This window comes from Rhizobium sp. BK212 (assembly GCF_014197475.1).
In the GTDB taxonomy this organism is placed as follows: Bacteria; Pseudomonadota; Alphaproteobacteria; order Rhizobiales; family Rhizobiaceae; genus Rhizobium; species Rhizobium anhuiense.
Genome location: NZ_JACIFS010000008.1, coordinates 97564 through 116167, shown reverse-complemented (window position 1 = coordinate 116167; position 18604 = coordinate 97564). Strand labels below are relative to the sequence as shown.

Sequence of the window (18604 nt, the reverse complement as noted above, 5' to 3'; positions counted from 1 at the left end):
TCTGCCGTTCACCGGCATTCCATGGCCATTCCGTTGCGAAGCGCGGCGCTTCGACGGCGCCATGTTTGAATTATAGCGCGAAATCCTATTGGGCGCCATCTTTTGCGCGAGCGGTGGGAGGGGATCGCGGCAGCTACCGTGCGGCGCGGGCGACCCAGGACGGAATGAGCTCGCTCGCCAGCCGCCGCGGTTTCTGGCCCTTGATGAATTCGGCAAGCCGCATGCCGCTTTTGGCGGTGGCGAGTGCCAGCTTTTTCGGTACCAGGAAACCGAGTTCCAGCGGCGGTACGGCCCGGCCGACACGCTGGAAGAACGGGCGGCGATAGCCCCTCGACGCAGTGAAGCGCGCCGGCAGCTTGTTCAGCGCCACATATTCGGCGATCTCATCGATCCAGCCCGCCTGCGGTCTGGCGCCCGGCTCGACGAAGAGCAGCCATTCGCCGCGCGCCGAGCGGACGATGTCCTTGATATCCCATTGCGAATGGAAGCGGCAGCCGGCAGCGTCGGCCACCCGTGAGGTGCCGTCGCGAGAGCCGTGATCGAGCACGATCACATCGCTCACCAGCCCCTCCACTGCGCCTGCCACCAAGACCGATAAAGTCTGCGCCAGTTCAGATTCCTGATCCTGACATTCGAGAACAACCGTCAACATTGACTGTTTATAATGCGCCGCACAAATTTTTGCCAGCGCCGTTTTCCTCATTTTGTTCTTGCATTGTTCTCATTTTGCCGATAGGAATTTAATCAGCAAAACGGGCGGAGGCGATGGCTTTCCGCCACGGGAGAATCCGATGAGAGACCAGTCCCTGGCAGGGCAGGCCGCATTCGCGCCTGCCAATACGGCAGATATTGCCGATGCGATGATCGTTTCCTCGGGTCTAAGGGTCGAGGTCGATCGGCGGCGCGGGCGTGGGGCGGGATTGAACCCGACGGGGCGGTTCGAAGCGCTGCAGCGGGAGACCTTCGACGATGGCTGGCAGACATGGGAAGAACTGCCGCCGTTCAAGACGGAGGTGCAGGTCGAGAAGCCGCGCACGGCCATCACCCGCAACGAATCGCCGGATATTTCCTTCGACCGTTCGATCAATCCCTATCGCGGCTGCGAACATGGCTGCATCTATTGTTTCGCCCGGCCGACGCACGCCTATATGGGGCTTTCCGCAGGGCTCGATTTCGAGACGAAGCTGTTTGCCAAGCCCGATGCGGCAAAGTTGCTGGAGCGGGAGCTCGCCAAACCCGGCTACAAGGTGCGGGTGATCGCCATCGGCACCAATACCGACCCCTATCAGCCGATCGAAAAGGAATGGCGCATCATGCGCGGCATCCTCGAGGTCTTGAACAAGGCGAACCATCCAGTCTCGATCGTCACCAAATCGGCGATGATCCTGCGTGATCTCGACATTCTGCGGGAGATGGCAAGCAAGAATCTGGTGCGCGTCGGCATCTCCGTGACCACGCTGGATCGCAAGCTTGCCCGGACGATGGAGCCGCGGGCCGCAACACCGCCGCGGCGGCTGGAGACGATCCACACCCTTGCCGAAGCCGGCATCCAGACGGCTGTGATGGCCGCCCCGCTGATCCCGGCGCTGAACGATCACGCGTTGGAGCGCATTCTCGAATCGGCCAAGGCTGCCGGCGCCGCCGAGGCGAGCTATGTCATCCTCAGGCTGCCGCTCGAGGTCAGCCCGCTGTTTCGTGATTGGCTGCTGCAACATTACCCCGATCGTTACCGGCATGTGATGTCGCTGGTGCGCTCGATGCGCGGCGGCAAGGATTACGATGCCGAATTCGGCAAGCGCATGAAGGGCGCCGGTCCTTATGCCTGGCAGATCGCCAGGCGATTTGAGATGGCAGCCCGGCGTTTCGGCCTGACGCGACGCAGCGTGCCGCTGCGCGACGACCTGTTCGTGCCGCCCGACGGCAGCGGCGTCCAGCTGTCGCTTCTTTGACCTTTTGTTTTACGCAGTTCAGGCAAACCGCTTCGCGCTTTGCCGGGAACTGCTCTCTGGCCTTTACGCAATTCCGAACGGAAAACCGCTTCGCACTTTTCCTGGAATTGCTTGTAGCTTGCGCATCGGCTTCTCGATAGAACCGCCCTGTCTTCGAGCCCCGAGCGCAATTCCCGCGGATGGCCTTGACCGCCACCATCCGCCGGACCGGTCCCCGGCCGCCGCCCTGATCCGGGGACTTGCGGGAAATCGGGTTGGCGTGCGAGGTTCAGCCGCATGAAACCTCGCACGCCACCCGATTCTCCCCTGCTTTTCGACACGGTTCCGCTCGTGCCGGATTTCAAACTCGAGCTCAAAGCCCGCAGGGCCGGCCACTGGCCGGTTGCCGGCGCCGACGAGGCAGGCCGCGGGCCGCTGGCCGGGCCTGTGGTCGCCGCTGCCGTCATCCTCGATCCCAAACGCATCCCCGAGGGTCTGAACGATTCCAAGCAGCTTTCGGCGCAACGGCGCGAGGAACTGTTCGCGCAGATTCTGGCGACCGCGACCGTCTCCATCGCCTCTTCCAGCTCGACGCGCATCGACGAGACCGATATCCGCAAGGCTAGCCTCGACGCCATGCGCCGCGCCATCTGCAGTCTCGCCATTCCGGCAAGCTACGTGCTGACCGACGGGCTCGACGTGCCGCCCGGCCTCGATTGCCCCGGACAGGCGGTGGTCAAGGGCGATGCCCGCTCGGTCTCGATCGCCGCGGCCTCGATCGTCGCCAAGGTGACGCGCGACCGGATGATGGCACGGGCACATCATGTGTTTCCAGATTACGGCTTTGCCGCGCATGTGGGCTACGGCACCGCACAGCACCGCGCCGGCATCGAAAAACACGGCCCCTGCTCCCTGCACCGGATGAGCTTCCGGCCGTTGCGCAAGGTGGAGGATGGTCCCGAGATGGATCAGCTTATTTCCGAGTAAGAACGGAGAGGTCGCGGCATGGTCCCTTCGCCCCGTTTACGGGGGTCCGAAGGATGGGTCGAGACCAGCGGCTCGCCCCCCGCACGAGGCCGAGTCATCAACAAAAGAAAAGGCCGGGACATGCCCGGCCTTCGCTCTCAATCTTTTCGATACAGCTCAGTTGAGCCGCGTCTTGACCTGGCTCACGGCATTGCCGAAGAGCTCGGACTGAACCTTGGCATCGGCCTGCTTGGCAAGCACGGTTTCGGCGGCCGCGATTGCGAGATCGACGGCAGCGGAACGCACCGCCTTCATCGCCTCGGCCTCGGCCTGCTTGATCTTCTGCTCGGAAAGCGCCGTGCGGTTGGCGACGAATTCTTCCGTCTTCTTCTTCGCCTCAGTGGTCAGCATTTCGGCTTCGCGCTCAGCGGCGGCAACGATGTGGGCCGCCTCGGCTTCCGCTTCCTTGCGCTTGCGCTGGTATTCGGCGAGCAGGTGCTGGGCCTCTTCGCGCAGACGCTTGGCTTCGGCCAATTCGTTGCGGATCTGGTCGGCGCGGTCGTCGAGCGACCGTGCCATCATGCCCGGAACCTTCAGGTAAACGACCAGCGCCAGGAAGAGGACGAGGCCGACAAAGGCGAAGAAAGTCGCGTCAAAGGCAAATTCCATCGATCAAGCCTCCTTCTTGGCAGCTGCGACGGCAGCAGCGACATCGGCCTTGGCGACGGTGCCGCCGATCAGCTGATCGACCACGGCAGCCGCGGTTTCCTCGGCAATGGTGCCGACGTCGGCGAAGGCCTTGGCCTTGATCTCGCCAATACGAACTTCGGCAGCCTTGATCTTTTCCGACAGGCTCGCCTCGACAGCGCGGCGATCCTCTTCGGCTTTGGCCTTGGCGGCGTCGCGTGCGGCAGAGCCGATCGCGTTGGACTTGGCGCGCGCAGCGGCCAGTTCACCTTCATAGGTCCGGACGGCGGCGTCGGCTTCCGCCTTCAGGCGGCCTGCTTCTTCCAGATCCTGGGAAATGCGCGTGTGACGCTGATCGAGGATGGCCCCGATGCGCGGCGCGATGACCTTTTGCATGAGCAAATAGAAGACGCCGAACGTGATCACCAGCCAGAGCAGCTGGGATGCGAAGGTCGTCGAATCGAAAGGCGGGAAAGGGCCGCGGGCGTGTTCGCCTTCGGCAACACCAGTCTCGGTATGGACCTCGCCTGCGGCCGGAGCGGCATGCGCATCCGTACCCGTCGCTGCCGCCGGTGCTTCCTCAGCGTAAGCCGGGGTCACAAAAAACATGCTCACCTCCAGGTGGACTGCAAATGCAAAGGATCACGGCTTGCGGTCGCAGGCCGTGATCCATCTATTCGCCGATATCAGACGGCGAAGAGGAGGAGGAGAGCGACGAGCAGCGAGAAGATGCCCAGAGCTTCCGTAACGGCGAAGCCGAATACCAGACGGCCGAACTGGCTGTCAGCGGCAGACGGATTGCGCAGTGCGCCGGAGAGGTAGCTGCCGAAGATATTGCCGAGGCCGAGAGCCGTACCGGCCATACCAAAGCAAGCCAGGCCTGCACCGATGTACTTTGCTGCTTCCGCTTCCATGTTGAACTCCTTTGAAATGGTTGTTGCGGCGAATGACTGACGCCCTTTGACGTCGATGTCGTTATCCTTAGTGCCCGCCCGGATGGATTGCGTCGTTGAGGTACATGCAAGTCAGCACCGCAAAGACGTAGGCCTGGAGGAAGGCGACGAGGAACTCGAGACCGGTCAGGGCGACGGTCATGATGAGGGGAAGAACGGCTCCGCCGACACCGACAGCACCGAGGGCTCCAAGCGAGGCGACGAAGCCTGCGAACACCTTCAGCGTGATGTGACCGGCGAGCATGTTCGCAAAAAGACGAACAGAGAGTGAAATCGGACGGGACAGGAACGAAATGATTTCGATCGTGACAACAAGCGGCAGCAGAACGCCCGGCACGCCCGACGGCACGAAGACATTCAGGAAGTGGAAGCCGTGCTTATAGAAGCCGTAGACGAGAACCGTGCCGATAACCAGGAGCGCGAGCGCGAAGGTGACGATGATCTGGCTGGTGACCGTGAAGAAATACGGGAACATGCCGAGCAGGTTCGCCGTCAGGACGAAGGTGAAGAGCGAAAAGACCAGCGGGAAGAACTTCATTCCCTGCTTGCCCGCGCCTTCCTTCAGCATGTTGGCGATGAACTCATAGGACATTTCCGCGACCGACTGCGAACGACCCGGCACGATGGCGCGGTTCGAGGTCGCGAAATAGAGGAAGCCTACGGCAACGGCAGCAGAAGCGGCCATGAAGAGCGATGCATTGGTGAACGAAAAATCAATTCCGCCGATTTCGATCGGCACAATCTTCTGGATCAGGAACTGATGAGTCGGATCGTTAGACACCGCTTGTTCTCTCTCTTTGGCCCGCAGAACGCGGGGTCATTGCACTGGACCGGAACCGGTCCTTATTTCTTGTCGCCCTTGTCGTCCAGGGGATGGGCCACCACCCCCGCAGAACGCAGCACGTTCAGAACGCCGGCACAAAATCCGAGAAGCAGAAGAACAATCAAACCCCAAGGCGCCGTGCCAACAAAACGGTCGAGGAGATAGCCAAGCAGAGCACCGACGACGATTGCGGAAATGAACTCGCTGGAAAGCTTCATCGCCTGGGCATAACCTTTGCGGCTTACCTCGGCGCGGGCTTCCCTAGCCTCGTCTTCTCCCGTCTCGACGCCCTTGGTCGCGAGTTTCGCTCCCAATTGCGCACGGCGCTTTTCAAGACTTTCCTCGCGGTCGTCCGCCATGGATCTCTCCTCGTCTGCCCGTCGCCCGCACTCCCGCTACCCCGGTCATTCGGACCCCGGACACGAAGGTTGAGACCCTTCCGGCCCGTTCTGAAGTCGCGCGCAACATAGTTTTAGGGATTGGTATAGTCAAGGCGTAGACAGCTTCTGTCCAGCGAGAAAATAAATTCGTCAAATCAAATAGATAGGCCAATTTAAGGCCGATCGCTTAAATTCGATGGAAAGAATCCGCTTTAAAGCCCCGCAAATCGCCTTGCCCAGGCGATTTATCTCAGCTCCAGCCGCCTCCATAGGTGCGATAGAAGACGTGAAGACCGATGCGACCGACCTTTTCCATGGTCCTTGCCCATTTCGGCCTGACATAGACGGCATGGTAGTGCGTCGCCGAGCCCACCTGCGGCAGCCAGATCTTGCCTGCCGTCACCGCCATCGCCACATCGCGGGCGACTCGCCAATGATATTCCGAGTTCACCCTGTCCTTGATGGCGTCGCAGGCGAAGGAAAACTGGCAGCGGTTGCGCCAATCCTCGTTCTGATAGACGACGCCGCAGATGGTCTTGGGATAGGAAGGATTGCGGACGCGGTTGAGGATGACCTGGGCGACGGCCGCCTGGCCCTTCACCGATTCCCCCCGCGCCTCGAAATAGATGCCGGAGGCAAGGCATTGCTGTTCGCGGGCGGAAAAGACGCTCGGCGCCAGCACGCTTGCGGCCCAGGCATGATCGCGCGGGCCAATCTCCGGAACGAAGCGGCCGCTATCCTTCTCGGTCAGGATGGAATCGAACGGCGACTGGCGGGAATAGTCGGGTGCAGGCGGTGCATAGGCGGTGGCGAGCACATCGGCCTTGTTGCTGGTGACGAGGCTTGCGAGCATTGCCGGCACGCCATTGTCGGTCACGACAGGCTGCTTCTTATAGAAAGAAGTGGCGATCTCGATTTCCTTGCCCTGGATCTTCGGCTTGACGAAGGCAGACCTGTCCTTGAGGTCGAAGCTCGGGGTGAAGAGCATCCTGGTGCGCTCGAGAATGGAGCCGGCGGAAAAGTCCTTCGGCGGCTGCATCTTCTCGACGGCGACGACGCGGCCTTTCTTGGTGGAGCGGTTGACACGATCCTCGTCCGGCGTGTCCTCGTGGCCCTTATTTTCGGCGGTAAAGGCGACCTTGCGGCCATCGGGCAGCACCATGCCGGCACCGGCGGAAATCGAACCGGTCACCATCGGCTCGGCGAAAGCGAGTTCGGCCTGGTGGATGGAGCCGGCCGGCGAATTGGTCAGCACCATGCGCCAGTTCTCGCCTTGATGATCGAGGCCGGCCAGCATGGCGGCGAGATCGGCATGGGATGCGACGCTCGGAAAAATCAGCCAGCCGGCAAGACCGAAGATGACCGGAGACACCCAGTTCTCGGGAAAAAGACGCAGCTTGCTACGGGAAGGGCTCTTTCGACGCAACACGAACTCCGGGCATGGAACGCGGGAACATTCCAATAAAAATCCCGCATTAACCTTGACGTCCGGTTAACGGACCGTGCCGGAATGTGACTGTGAGCACGTTTGGATGTTCTAATGTGTTGGAAAAGTCCCCTCCCCACAGGGGCGGGGGACTAGCCGACCACGATCGCTTTGCCCGCGATCATCCCATCGTTTGCCGAGCTCGAGTTTTGGGAGACGCGGAGCAACAGGTTAAGGCCCTCACCCTCGTGGGGCGGGGTCTTTGCCCCCCGTGTCAAATAATGACGTGCGAGCCCAGCTCCACCACGCGGTTGGCCGGCAGGCGGAAGTAGTCCGAGGGGTTGGCGGCGGCATTGGCGAGCGCGATGTAGAGCCGGTCCTGCCAGTAGGGCATGCCCGACTTGGCGTCCGGCACCAGCTTGCGGCGGCCGAGATAGAAGGAGGTCGACATGATGTCGAACTTCAGTCCGGTCTTGCGCAGCGTCGCCAGGGCCTGCGAGACGTTCTGCGATTCCATGAAGCCGAAGAGCAGTTCGACGCGGGAGAAGCGCGGAGAAATCTGCTCGACCTTATAGCGGTCCTGGCTCGGCACACGCGGCTTGTTGACGGTGCGGATCGTCAGGATGACGTTGCGGTCGTGGAGCACATGATTGTGCTTGAGATTGTGCAGCAGGGCGGCGGGGGCTGATTCCGGATCGCTGGTCAGGAAGATCGCGGTGCCCGGCACCTGGGCCGGCGAATGTTCGCTCTTGCGCTCGATCGAGCTGACGAAGGAGGCAAGCGGGATATCGGTGTGGCGGGTCTTTTCCATCAGGATCGCGGTGCCGCGTCGCCAGGTCCACATGACGACGGTAAAGGCGGTGGCGATCATGATCGGGATGTAGCCGCCGTCATGGATCTTCAAGAGGTTGGCGCCGAGGAAGATCAATTCGAGCACGACCAGCGGCGCGAGCGCGATCACCGCAACCGGCAGCGACCAGTTCCAGCGAGCGCGGACGAATTCGAAGGCCATGATCGAGGTCACGACCATGGCGCCGGTAACGGAGATGCCGTAGGCGGTCGCCAGCGCGTCCGACGTCTTGAAACTCAGGACCAGGAAGATGACGCCGATGAACAGCACGGCATTGACCGAAGGCACGAAGATCTGCCCGGTATTGGTTTCCGAGGTGAAGAGAATTTCCATGCGCGGCAGAAAGCCGAGGTTGATGCCCTGGCGCACCATCGAGAAAGCGCCTGTGATGACCGCCTGGCTGGCGATGATCGTCGCGGCGGTCGCCAGGATGACGACCGGCAACAGCGCCCATTTCGGGTACATCAGGTAGAAGGGATCGGACATCGTCGCCGGATTGCCGAGAACGAGCGCCCCCTGCCCGAGATAATTCAGCGTCAGCGCCGGGAAGACCAGCAGGAACCAGGCCCACTGGATCGGGCGGCGGCCGAAATGGCCGAGATCGGCATAGAGCGCCTCGGCGCCTGTCACCGTCAGGAAGACGGCGCCGAGCACGACGACGCCGTAGAAGCCCTCATGCAGCAGGAAGCTGACGGCATAATAGGGATTGAAGGCGGCAAGGATGCCGTAATCGTCCGAGATATGGGAAATGCCGGCGGCAGCCATGACGAGGAACCAGACGGCGGTGATCGGCCCGAAGAACCTGGCAACGGCGCCGGTGCCGCGCGATTGCACGACGAAGAGCAGCGCCAGGATCACCACCGAGATCGGCACGATATATTCCGCAAGGCTGGGGGTGACGAGCTTCAGGCCCTCGACGGCCGACAGCACGGACAGAGCCGGCGTGATCATCGCATCGCCGAGGAAGAGGGCAGCCCCCATCAGGCCGAGCAGCATCAGGATGGCGGTATGGCCGTTGGCGGTCTTCATCAGAAGGGCGAGCAGCGACAGCGTGCCGCCCTCGCCGTCATTGTCGGCGCGCAGCAGGAAGAGCACATATTTGATGGTGACGATGATCGTCAGCGCCCAGATCATCAGCGAAATCAGGCTGATGACCTCGAAACGGGTGACGCCGTCATGGGCCACCGGCTTCAGCGCCTCACGAAAGGCATAGAGCGGACTGGTGCCGATATCGCCGTAGACGACGCCGACGGAACCCAGCGCCAGATAGAACAGCTTTCGCGGCGTCATATGGGATTCGTTCGGATGGCTCTCTTCGGACATGAAGTTGCAACAGGCTCCTCAGAGCCAGCCTTTCCAGCGGAAAAAGAAAAAGGGGATGACGGCTGAGATCACCATCAGGGCCAGCGAATAGGGATAACCCGCGACCCAGGTCAGCTCCGGCATGACCTGAAAATTCATGCCATAGATGGAGGCGACCAATGTCGGCGGCAAGAACACCACCGAGGCAATCGAGAAAATCTTGATGATCGAGTTCTGCTCGATGTTGATCAGCCCGAGCGAGGCGTCGAGCAGGAAAGTGATGTTGGCGGCGACGAAGGAAGCATGCTCCGATAGCGACTGGATATCGCGCGAAACGGTGCGGCAGAGCTCCTTTGTCTCGCGATCCTGCTGGATTGCCGGGATCGTGTGAAAGAAGGTGAGCAGGCGGGACAGCGAACCGAGGCTGTCGCGCACCTTGCTGATCATCCGGTGATGGCCGGCGATATCCCTGAGCTTCTCCTCGAGATAGTTCGAAGGTTTGCGCACCTTCCTTGCCCGATCACCGAAGACATGCATCGACAGGATGTCGATGCGCGAGACGGAGATCTCGAGGATCTCGGCGGTGCGGTCGACGATCGTCTCCAGCAGCTTGGCGAGAAGGGCAGCGCCACTGCGCCAGTTTTCCGGCAGCCGGTGAAGGGCGGCAATGAACAGCGCAAAGGATTTGGGATGGGCATAACGGATGGTGACCAGGCGGTTTCCGGCCAGGATGAAGGCGACATCGGTCAGCGTCGGCGCGTCGGTATCAGCTTTCCAGAGCAGCGAAGCGGTCATGAAGACGGCGTCGTTTTCGACATAGAGCCGGGCGGAAGGCTCGATATCCTTGAGATCGTCGCGGGTCGGGACCTCGATGCCGAGAATCTTCTCGACATAGAGCTCCTCGTCGCGGGTCGGCTCGATCATGTCGATCCACACGACATCCTCGGGAAAGGATGCGGCATGCGACAGATCGCGGATCTCGACCGACCTGCAATTGGAACAGTAAGCGGTGATCACCGGCAGCCTCTCCGATGCTCACGGCGCTTCGCGGCCAATGCACTTTTCATCGAAAGCCTTTCCATGCGATCGCCAGCGCGGCAGCGCGACGGTCGCTTGTCCTCGGTCGAAGCGGAAGCGGATCAAGAAAGTTCATACGACTCCGGCTGCATCCGACCTCAAAGGCCGGCATGCGCATTGTGCTCCACCGCATCGCAGTTACCAATCCTTCGATCGACAAGACAACTCCGAACTCGCAGGCGGGCCACATCCTTCGGAATGAAGACGGCCGTCATTGAGCATCTGCAGCAAACGCCATCATGGCGCCGCGGCATATGAAGCAAAGCCATGAAATAATCAAGACATCTTCCGTGAAGCGCGGCTTTTCACCACGTTTCACCCACAATTTGGGGTATTCGCGACGGTGATTCGGCACCCGAAAGCGCATCGCATCGAATTTAAATCATGCAATGCATTATTCGAAGACGATCGCCGGCGCCGGGCGCTGCGGCTGGCCGCCGAGCTGCTCCCAGACCTTGGCGGCGATGCCGCGATAGATGCCGGCGACGACGCCGTTCGGCTCGGAGGCGACGAGCGGCGTGCCGGCGTCGGAGGTCTCGCGGATGTTCATCGTCAACGGCACTTCACCGAGGAAGGGCACGCCGATGCGTTCGGCCTCCTTGCGGGCGCCGCCATGGCCGAAGATGTCGTAGCGGGTGCCGGTGTCCGGGGCGATGAAATAGCTCATGTTCTCGACGATGCCGAGCACCGGCACTTCGACCTTGCGGAACATGTTGAGGCCCTTGCGGGCATCGATCAGCGCGAGATCCTGCGGCGTCGAGACGATGACGGCGCCGGCAAGCGGCACCTGCTGGGCCATGGTCAGCTGCGCGTCGCCGGTGCCGGGCGGCATGTCGACGACGAGCACGTCGAGCTCACCCCAGGCGACTTCACGCAGCATCTGCAGCAGCGCCGACTGGACCATCGGCCCGCGCCAGATCATCGCCGTCTCCTCGTCGACGAGGAAGCCCATCGACATGACCTTGAGGCCATAATTCTCCATCGGATTGATGATGCGGCCGTCGATCTGTGTCGGGCGGCCGGAAATCTTCAAGAGCCGCGGCATCGAGGGACCATAGATATCGGCATCGAGAATGCCGACGCGAAGGCCGTTGGCCAGCAGCCCGAGCGCCAGGTTGACGGCGGTGGTCGACTTGCCGACCCCACCCTTGCCCGAGGCGACGGCGATGATGGCGCCGATGCCCGGCACACCGATCTTGCCGGCGCGCGGCGGCTGTTGCGGCGCATGCGCATGGTGATCGTGGCCGGCATGACCGTGCGGCGGGTTGGGCGCAGGGCGGGCAGCGGGAGCAGCAGTGGCGGCCTTCTTGTCCGCGGTCAGGGCGACGAGGGCGCCCTTGACGCCGGGCATTTCCTTGACGACGCGCTCGGCGGCGAGCCGCATCGGCTCCAGCTCCTGGGCGCGATCGGCCGGAACGGTGATGGAGAAATAAACCTTGCCGTCGGAGATGAAGACGTCGGAGACCATGCCGAGCTCGACAATATCGTGCTCGAGATCCGGTCCGCGCACGGTCTTCAGCGTTTCGAGAACCTGTTCCTTGGTGACGTCGGTCATTCCACCCTCATTGCTGCTTCTTGCAGACGGCAGCGCCGCACGTCTTTCAAGACGCGCAAGGAACGCTGTCGCACTTTGAATTGCATGATGTCAGCCTAAATCCATGCCGATTTAAGGCTGACATCATGCAGTAGAGATAGTGGAGACGGAGGCCTTCGCCAAACAAAATCATCGGGAGGACAATCGATGGCCGGCGCGCCCAAAGGGGCCGGAGAATTGTCAATCCGTTGCGGCCATCAAGTCCGCCGGGCTTTCGCCCTGATGGCCGCAACGGTCTCCCCGAGAACCGGCGCAATGCGGGGCGAACTAGAGCAAGCCGGAAAAAAGGCCAGCAAAAAATGCCGAAGACAGGCCAGGTCACCAGCAGCTGCGAAAGAAGCGGTGCCAAAACGCAACAACCGCCGCCGACACCGAAGGGCCGGGAGAAAGCGGCATCGGCGTCGGGCAGCGGTGTGTCGGCCGCGCCATTTCCTGGCGCTGGCTCAGTCCCCTCTGGACCTTTGACAAAAGAGAAGCAGAAAGCGTGCCAGATCCAAAATCGGCGAAAAGCAGCGCCAAAGCGCCTGCGGCAGGCGCTCAACGGGATAGATATGCCTAAGCGCTGGGCGGCTGCGAAAGCACGTGGTTGTTTTTTGCAACTTATTTGATCAGGCCGATGCGCAGCGCCTTGGCGACCGCCTGGGTGCGATTAACAGTGTCGAGCTTCTTGGTGGCGCGGTTGAGGTAGTGATTGACCGTGTGCTCGGACAGCGTGAGGATTTCGGCGATTTCGGCGCTGGTCTTGCCGGCCGCCGTCCAGTTGAGGCAATCGATCTCGCGGTCGGTCAGCGTGTCGGTGATGCGCGTATCGAGGTTGCGGATCTCGGCGAGCCTGTCGAAGACATGGATGGCGATATAGCAGAGTTCGCGCATCTCGGCCGGGCTGAAGGGTTCGCGGTCGCCGGCGAAAGAGACGGCGCCGCGCAGGCCGGAGGGCTCATGCGTCGGAAAATAGGCGCCGCGCATCATCTTGAAACGCTCGAACAGGGAGACGACGAGGATGGACTTGCCGTCGTCCCGCGACCAGTTCTGGCGCGACATGTCGTAGAAGAAGGGTCGCGCCGATGTTCTCAAGCGCCTCAGAACCGGGCTGTTCACCATCAGGCCTTCCTGGTCGTAAAGCGCCAGAAGCTCGGCCGGCCAACTGGTGATGACCGTGCTGCCCTGAAGATCGAAGGAAGTGACGGGCGGCAGGTTGAGAACCATGAAGGCCCGGCTGCGATAGGCTTCGGTCACACGCTTCATGAAACGGAAAATATCGAACTGGGTCTTCAGTCCGGCTATTTCCTGAACATGATCGTCTTCTTCCGGGGATGCTTGCGACAAGGGTGCCATCACATTTCTTCATCTTCGGCACAGCGGCCGGCAAACCGTTTGCGAAACCTGCCCGCCATGGGTGTTTCGATTGCATAGGGAATGATGATCGCTTGGGATCACATGGGATCGGCTTTGGCGTTTAGCGTTCGGCCGTTGAATGGTTGTAGATTTCGCTGACCGTTCTAGTTGTGGTGATTCGCCAGCAAATCTCAATATCGCACTCACCATAAGCATGCTCTGCAATCGCGTCCAGCGGCGGGCGGACTGCGATTTTTTCCGTCAGCGGCGCGGCCCCAGACGGACGCGCATGCCTTCCATGATCCTCCCAGCTGCCAGCTGAACCGGAACGGCCCATTGGCGCAGAAGTTCCATCGACAGGCGATAGGCCGGGCCGGTGATCGAAACGCCCCCAATAAAAGTCCGATCCTCCGACCAGACGGGTGCGGCAACGCAACGGATGCCGGCCTCGTGCTCCTCACGGTCGAAGGCAAAGCCCTGATCGGCAATTTCGCGGATTTCTTCCAGCAGCGTTTCGGCCGAGACATGGGTCGAGGCGGTAAAGCTGGTGAAGCTCAGGCCGGCGACGAGATCGCCGAGGCTCTCGGCCGGGAGCAGCGACAGGGCCGCCTTGCCGACGCCGGTGCAATAACAGGGCGAGGCATTGCCGATCTGCGAATACATGCGCACCGGCTGCCGGCCTTCGACCTTGTCGAGATAGATGATCGACTGGCCTCTCAGAACGCCGAGATGCACCGTCTCGCCGGTCGCCTGCTGCAGATCGGCGAGGTGCGGCTCGGCAATCAGGCGAAATTCGTTGCGCGCCCAGCTGCGCGCGGCGAAATCGAGCAGGCGCAGGCCCGGCGCATAACGGCCGTCGCCATCGAGTTCGAGCAGGCCTTCCTCCACCAGGTGACTCAGTTGGCGATGCAGCGTGCCGCGCGGCTGGCCGGCAAGAGCCAGGATATCGGTGAAACGCAGCGGCGCATCGGCATGGGTGACGAGATCGAGCAGAACCATCAGTTTGCCGAGCGTGCCGGTTTCGCGTGACTGTGCTGGCCCGTCGCCGTTTGAATTCATCGCCTCACTCACCCTTGACAGAAAGGCCAGTGTAATTCGATAATTCCATATAGTCAAATTAAGTTCCAGATAATGGAACAATGATAAAATTGGGAGGCGCCGCTGACGATGACAGTGACCATGATGCCAACAGCACAATTTCCCGAGTTCAAGGACCGAGCCGTGCTCGTGACCGGCGGCGGATCGGGCATCGGCGCTGCGATCGTCGAAGGTTTCGCGCGCCAGGGCGCCAAGGTGTCGTTCATCGATATCGCCGAGACCGCAGGCCGCGAGCTCGCCGAAAGGCTGTCGCGCGAGACGGCGCATCCGGTTTCCTTTCACCATGCCGACCTGCGCGATATCGAGGCGATCCGGAGCACGGTCGATACCGTCATTGCGCGGTCCGGACCGATCCGCGTGCTGGTCAACAATGCCGCCTGGGACGACCGCCATGAATTCGACGCGGTGACCGAGGTCTATTGGGACAACAACCAGGCAGTGAACCTCAGGCATGTGTTCTTTACCTCGCAGGCAGTCGTGCCGTCGATGCGGACGGCCGGCGGCGGGGCGATCATCAATATGTCGTCGATCGCCTTCAAGCTGAACATGGGCGGCTTTCCCGCCTATGCGGCGGCGAAGGCTGCGGTCGTCGGGCTGACGAAGAGCATGGCGGGCAGGCTCGGGCCGGAGAATATCCGCGTCAACTGCATCCTGCCCGGCATGGTCGTCACCGAGCGGCAGATGCAGCTCTGGCTCACCGAGGAGAGCATTGCGAGTTCGGTCGAGGACCAGTGCCTGAAAGTCGCACTCAAGCCCGATGCGATCGTCGGCCCCTGCCTGTTTCTTGCATCCGACTGCGCGGCGGCGATGACCGCCCAGTCCCTGATTGTCGATGGAGGCGTTCTGTAATGGCAAATCCCGCTTATGTCGCGGTGGACTGGGGCACCAGCAGCTTCCGGCTCTGGCTGATCGACCGGGACGGCACCGTCCTTGCCGAACGCCGCAGCGGCGAAGGGATGACGAGCGCCGCAAAGACCGGCTTTTCCACCGTGCTTGCCAGCCATCTCGCTGCCATCGAAGCGCCGGAAAACCTGCCGGTGATCGTCTGCGGCATGGCCGGCGCCAGGCAAGGTTGGGTCGAGGCCGGTTATATCGACGTGCCGACGCCGCTCGCCGCGATCCTCACCGGGGCGGTCTCCGTGCCCGGCGAAAGCCGCGACATCCGCATCCTGCCGGGCCTTGCCCAGCGGGATATCGCCACACCCGACGTCATGCGCGGCGAGGAAACCCAGCTGCTCGGCGCGCTCGGCCGCGCAAGCTCCGGAGCGCAGGCGGTCTGCATGCCCGGCACGCATTCGAAATGGGTGCATGTGACGGACGGCAAAGTTACCGGCTTTTCGACCTTCATGACCGGCGAGCTTTTCGACGTCATCAGCAAACACACGATCCTGTCGCATGCGGTTGCGGGGGCGGAAGAGCAGCCGGCGGATGCGGCGGCCTTCGAGGCGGCGGTCTCGGCGGCTTTCGCGCGCCCGGCCCTTGCCTCCAATCTGCTGTTCACGGCCCGCTCGGGCCAGCTCCTGCACGGCATTTCAGCCGCTGCCGCGCAAGCCCGGCTTTCCGGCACGCTGATCGGCCTCGAAATCGCCGGGGCACTGCAGGATGCGGCCAACTCAGACATCACCCTCGTTGCCTCCGGGCGCCTGCAGGCGCTCTATGAACAGGCTTTCAAAACCCTCTCCCTTGCCTTCACCGCCATCGACGCCGACGCCGCCGTGCGCCGCGGGCTTTCGGCTGCCGCCGAAGCCATCTGGCCGAATTGAGAAAGCTGACACAATGACCCGTATCCCCTTCCCCGACATGAAGCGTCCGCTGATCGCCATCCTTCGCGGAATCAGGCCTGAAGAGACCGAAAGCGTCGTCGGCGCCTTGATCGAAAACGGCCTGACGGCGATCGAGATCCCACTCAACTCGCCCGAACCGTTCAAATCCATCGAGATCGCCGCGAAGATGGCGCCGGCAGACGTGCTGATCGGCGCCGGCACTGTGCTGACGGTCGAGGCGGTCGACAGCCTGCATGCTGCCGGCGGCAAACTGCTCGTCACGCCGAATGTCGAGCCTGAGGTAATCATCCGGGCGCGCGGATACGGCATGGTGACGATGCCGGGTGTCTTTACCCCGACCGAGGCGCTGGCGGCAGCACGCGCCGGCGCCACCGGTCTCAAATTCTTTCCGGCAAGCGTGCTTGGTCCTTCCGGCATCACGGCGATCCGGGCCATCCTGCCGCCGGAACTCACGATTGCCGCCGTCGGCGGCGTATCGGACAAGAACTTCGGCGATTATACCAAGGCCGGCATCTTCGCCTTCGGCCTCGGCACCAGCATCTACAAACCCGGAATGACCGCGTCAGAGGTTGCCGAGCGCGCCAAGGCGACCATTTACGCCTATGATGCAGCCATTGGGAGCGTGAGCGTATGACCGATATTTATGAGTTCGAGGGCAAAACCCTTTGCAACACCAATTCCGTCCTCGGCGAAGGCCCGACCTATGATCCGGACAGCAATACCGTCTGGTGGTTCAACATCCTGGGCAAGGAACTGCATGAGCTCAATCTTTCGACAGGCGCGAAAAAGGTGCATCCGCTGCCTGTGATGGCGAGCGTACTTGCCCGCATCGACGCCGGACGGCAGCTGATCGCGACGGAGGAAGGGCTTTTCGTGCGCGACGTGGCCAGCGGCAACCTCACCTTCTACGCCGCGCTCGAAAACGACAGGCCGGAAAACCGTTCGAACGACGGCCGCACCCATCCTTCCGGTGCACTCTGGATCGGCACGATGAGCAAGCGGGCGGAAAACCAGGCCGGCGCCATCTATCATGTCGCCAGCGGCAAGGTGACGAAGATCTTCAACGGCATCAGCATCCCGAATTCGATCTGCTTCTCGCCGGACGGCACGGTCGGCTATTATACGGATTCCCGCATCAACCGGCTGATGCGGGTCATGGTCGATCCGCAGACCGGCCTGCCCTCGGGCGAACCGATCGTGCTCGTCGACAGCATGAACGAGCCCGGCGACATCGACGGCTCGGTGGTCGATGCCGATGGTTATATCTGGAATGCACGCTGGGGTGCGGGGGTCGTCGACCGCTACAATCCCGATGGCCTGCGCATCTCCCGCTACAAGGTTCCTGCCGTCCAGCCCTCCTGCCCCGCCTTCATCGGCGTCAATGCCGACCGGCTGGCGGTCACCACCGCCTGGGAAGGGCTGGATGAAAATGCCCGTTCGGCCCAGCCGAGCGCCGGCGCGCTTCTGGAACTCGGCATCGAGGTCAAAGGCGCGTTCGATCCCGTCTATGTGATCTAAATCCGGCTTTGCCAACGACCCTCAAGGGCGCCCTCGGACCGGGGCGCTCTTTCTCGTTTCTGCAGCGGTTTTTCGATAAATGTTCCGTGAGAATCGAGAAATTTTCCGTGTTTTCAACCGGAACCAATCGGCCCACCAGTCATTTTCCCTTCGAACCGGCGCGGCAATCACACAGATATTGCCGGGTCAGCGATCACTCTAGGGAACTGAAGGTAGGTTCGAAATGACACGCAAACTCTTGACGACCGTTGCCGCTGGCGCGCTGTTTGCCACGGCTTTCGCACCGGCGGCATTCTCACAGACGGCCCCGCAGCCGGCGGATCCCGCCGCTCCGACCCAAGCGGCGCCTGCCGATCCGGCAGCCCCGAAGCCGCCGATCACTCCTGACGTCACCAAGCCCGCAGGCGATGCCGCACAGGCTCCCGCCCCGGCCGCGACGACAGACACGGCTCAGGCCGGCTATATCACCGAACAGGCTCCGGATCAGATCAGCGCCAATACCTATATCGGCCAGTCGGTCTATAACGGCAACAATGAAAGTATCGGCAGCGTCAACGACCTGATCATGAAGAAGGATGGCGGCTTGGTTGCCGCGATCGTCGGCGTCGGCGGCTTCCTCGGTATCGGCGAAAAGAACGTCGCCGTGCCGATGGACAAGATCACCGTCGCCCAGAACACCCAGGACGGCAGCGTCAAGCTGACGACAAGCGAAACGGCTGAATCGCTGAAGGCCGCACCTGAGTTCAAGACGCTGGCCATGCAGTCGGCTGAAAAGGCACCGGCCACCGGTACCGCCCTGCCGACCGACGCCACGTCGACAGGCTCGACCACGGCCAAGTAGACCGGGGTCAACTAAACCACGCGCGGTAGTATAGCGTAGGCG

Annotated in this window: 19 protein-coding genes; 7 read left to right on the top strand and 12 right to left on the bottom strand. The window is 61.9% G+C overall.

From position 1 onward, the window contains the following. Positions 1 to 133: 133 nt before the first annotated feature. On the bottom strand, positions 134 to 652 hold the full coding sequence (locus FHT79_RS23565) for a glycosyltransferase family A protein (RefSeq protein WP_183904234.1): 519 nt from the start codon (positions 650 to 652) through the stop codon (positions 134 to 136). Positions 653 to 791: 139 nt separating this feature from the next. Between FHT79_RS23565 and FHT79_RS23560 the strand changes: the two genes are divergently transcribed. Together FHT79_RS23560 and FHT79_RS23555 are read left to right on the top strand one after the other, a co-directional pair. Further along, positions 792 to 1949, top strand: a complete 1158-nt coding sequence (locus tag FHT79_RS23560; RefSeq protein WP_183904233.1) for a PA0069 family radical SAM protein — start codon at positions 792 to 794, stop codon at positions 1947 to 1949. A gap of 276 nt (positions 1950 to 2225) precedes the next feature. After that, positions 2226 to 2915, top strand: coding sequence for a ribonuclease HII (locus FHT79_RS23555; RefSeq protein WP_028756712.1), 690 nt, complete (start codon positions 2226 to 2228; stop codon positions 2913 to 2915). A gap of 156 nt (positions 2916 to 3071) precedes the next feature. Here the strand turns inward: FHT79_RS23555 and FHT79_RS23550 are convergent, their stop codons facing one another. The 11 genes from FHT79_RS23550 to FHT79_RS23500 all read right to left on the bottom strand — a co-directional run bounded on the left by FHT79_RS23550 (position 3072) and on the right by FHT79_RS23500 (position 14380). Then, positions 3072 to 3563: a F0F1 ATP synthase subunit B gene (locus FHT79_RS23550; RefSeq protein ID WP_028756713.1), complete on the bottom strand. Its 492-nt coding sequence runs from the start codon at positions 3561 to 3563 to the stop codon at positions 3072 to 3074. A gap of 3 nt (positions 3564 to 3566) precedes the next feature. Beyond that, positions 3567 to 4190: a F0F1 ATP synthase subunit B gene (locus FHT79_RS23545; protein WP_028756714.1), complete on the bottom strand. Its 624-nt coding sequence runs from the start codon at positions 4188 to 4190 to the stop codon at positions 3567 to 3569. A 77-nt stretch (positions 4191 to 4267) separates the two neighbouring features. Then, positions 4268 to 4495, bottom strand: a complete 228-nt coding sequence (locus FHT79_RS23540) for a F0F1 ATP synthase subunit C (protein ID WP_003545854.1) — start codon at positions 4493 to 4495, stop codon at positions 4268 to 4270. Positions 4496 to 4562: 67 nt separating this feature from the next. Further along, positions 4563 to 5315: a F0F1 ATP synthase subunit A gene (locus tag FHT79_RS23535; RefSeq protein ID WP_018245007.1), complete on the bottom strand. Its 753-nt coding sequence runs from the start codon at positions 5313 to 5315 to the stop codon at positions 4563 to 4565. A 62-nt stretch (positions 5316 to 5377) separates the two neighbouring features. Continuing rightward, complete coding sequence (locus FHT79_RS23530; RefSeq protein ID WP_028756715.1) at positions 5378 to 5716, bottom strand: AtpZ/AtpI family protein; 339 nt, start codon at positions 5714 to 5716, stop codon at positions 5378 to 5380. Positions 5717 to 5987: 271 nt separating this feature from the next. Continuing rightward, complete coding sequence (locus FHT79_RS23525; protein ID WP_183904232.1) at positions 5988 to 7199, bottom strand: cell wall hydrolase; 1212 nt, start codon at positions 7197 to 7199, stop codon at positions 5988 to 5990. 238 nt (positions 7200 to 7437) lie between these two features. Next, positions 7438 to 9336 (bottom strand): potassium transporter Kup, encoded by a 1899-nt coding sequence (locus tag FHT79_RS23520; protein WP_047613836.1) that lies wholly within the window; start codon positions 9334 to 9336, stop codon positions 7438 to 7440. Between the two features lie 18 nt (positions 9337 to 9354). Then, positions 9355 to 10332 (bottom strand): magnesium transporter CorA family protein, encoded by a 978-nt coding sequence (locus FHT79_RS23515; protein ID WP_028756718.1) that lies wholly within the window; start codon positions 10330 to 10332, stop codon positions 9355 to 9357. A 454-nt stretch (positions 10333 to 10786) separates the two neighbouring features. Further along, complete coding sequence (locus FHT79_RS23510) at positions 10787 to 11947, bottom strand: Mrp/NBP35 family ATP-binding protein (protein WP_183904231.1); 1161 nt, start codon at positions 11945 to 11947, stop codon at positions 10787 to 10789. 639 nt (positions 11948 to 12586) lie between these two features. Beyond that, positions 12587 to 13321 (bottom strand): LuxR family transcriptional regulator, encoded by a 735-nt coding sequence (locus tag FHT79_RS23505; RefSeq protein ID WP_047613834.1) that lies wholly within the window; start codon positions 13319 to 13321, stop codon positions 12587 to 12589. Between the two features lie 261 nt (positions 13322 to 13582). Next, the gene (locus FHT79_RS23500) at positions 13583 to 14380 is read right to left on the bottom strand and encodes an IclR family transcriptional regulator (protein WP_097595290.1); all 798 of its coding nucleotides are present in this window, start codon (positions 14378 to 14380) and stop codon (positions 13583 to 13585) included. A 120-nt stretch (positions 14381 to 14500) separates the two neighbouring features. Between FHT79_RS23500 and FHT79_RS23495 the strand changes: the two genes are divergently transcribed. From FHT79_RS23495 to FHT79_RS23475, 5 genes are all read left to right on the top strand, one after another. After that, the gene (locus FHT79_RS23495) at positions 14501 to 15268 is read left to right on the top strand and encodes an SDR family oxidoreductase (protein WP_179867802.1); all 768 of its coding nucleotides are present in this window, start codon (positions 14501 to 14503) and stop codon (positions 15266 to 15268) included. Continuing rightward, positions 15268 to 16182, top strand: coding sequence for a 2-dehydro-3-deoxygalactonokinase (locus FHT79_RS23490; RefSeq protein ID WP_097542863.1), 915 nt, complete (start codon positions 15268 to 15270; stop codon positions 16180 to 16182). The genes FHT79_RS23495 and FHT79_RS23490 overlap by 1 nt, the downstream gene beginning before the upstream one ends. A 13-nt stretch (positions 16183 to 16195) precedes the next feature. Beyond that, positions 16196 to 16837, top strand: a complete 642-nt coding sequence (locus FHT79_RS23485; protein ID WP_028757735.1) for a 2-dehydro-3-deoxy-6-phosphogalactonate aldolase — start codon at positions 16196 to 16198, stop codon at positions 16835 to 16837. Next, a complete protein-coding gene (locus FHT79_RS23480) occupies positions 16834 to 17721 on the top strand; it encodes an SMP-30/gluconolactonase/LRE family protein (RefSeq protein WP_097542864.1) in 888 nt (295 codons plus the stop codon). Before FHT79_RS23485 ends, FHT79_RS23480 begins: the two co-directional genes overlap by 4 nt. 223 nt (positions 17722 to 17944) lie before the next feature. After that, positions 17945 to 18562 (top strand): PRC-barrel domain-containing protein, encoded by a 618-nt coding sequence (locus FHT79_RS23475; RefSeq protein WP_063476423.1) that lies wholly within the window; start codon positions 17945 to 17947, stop codon positions 18560 to 18562. Positions 18563 to 18604 lie beyond the last annotated feature (42 nt).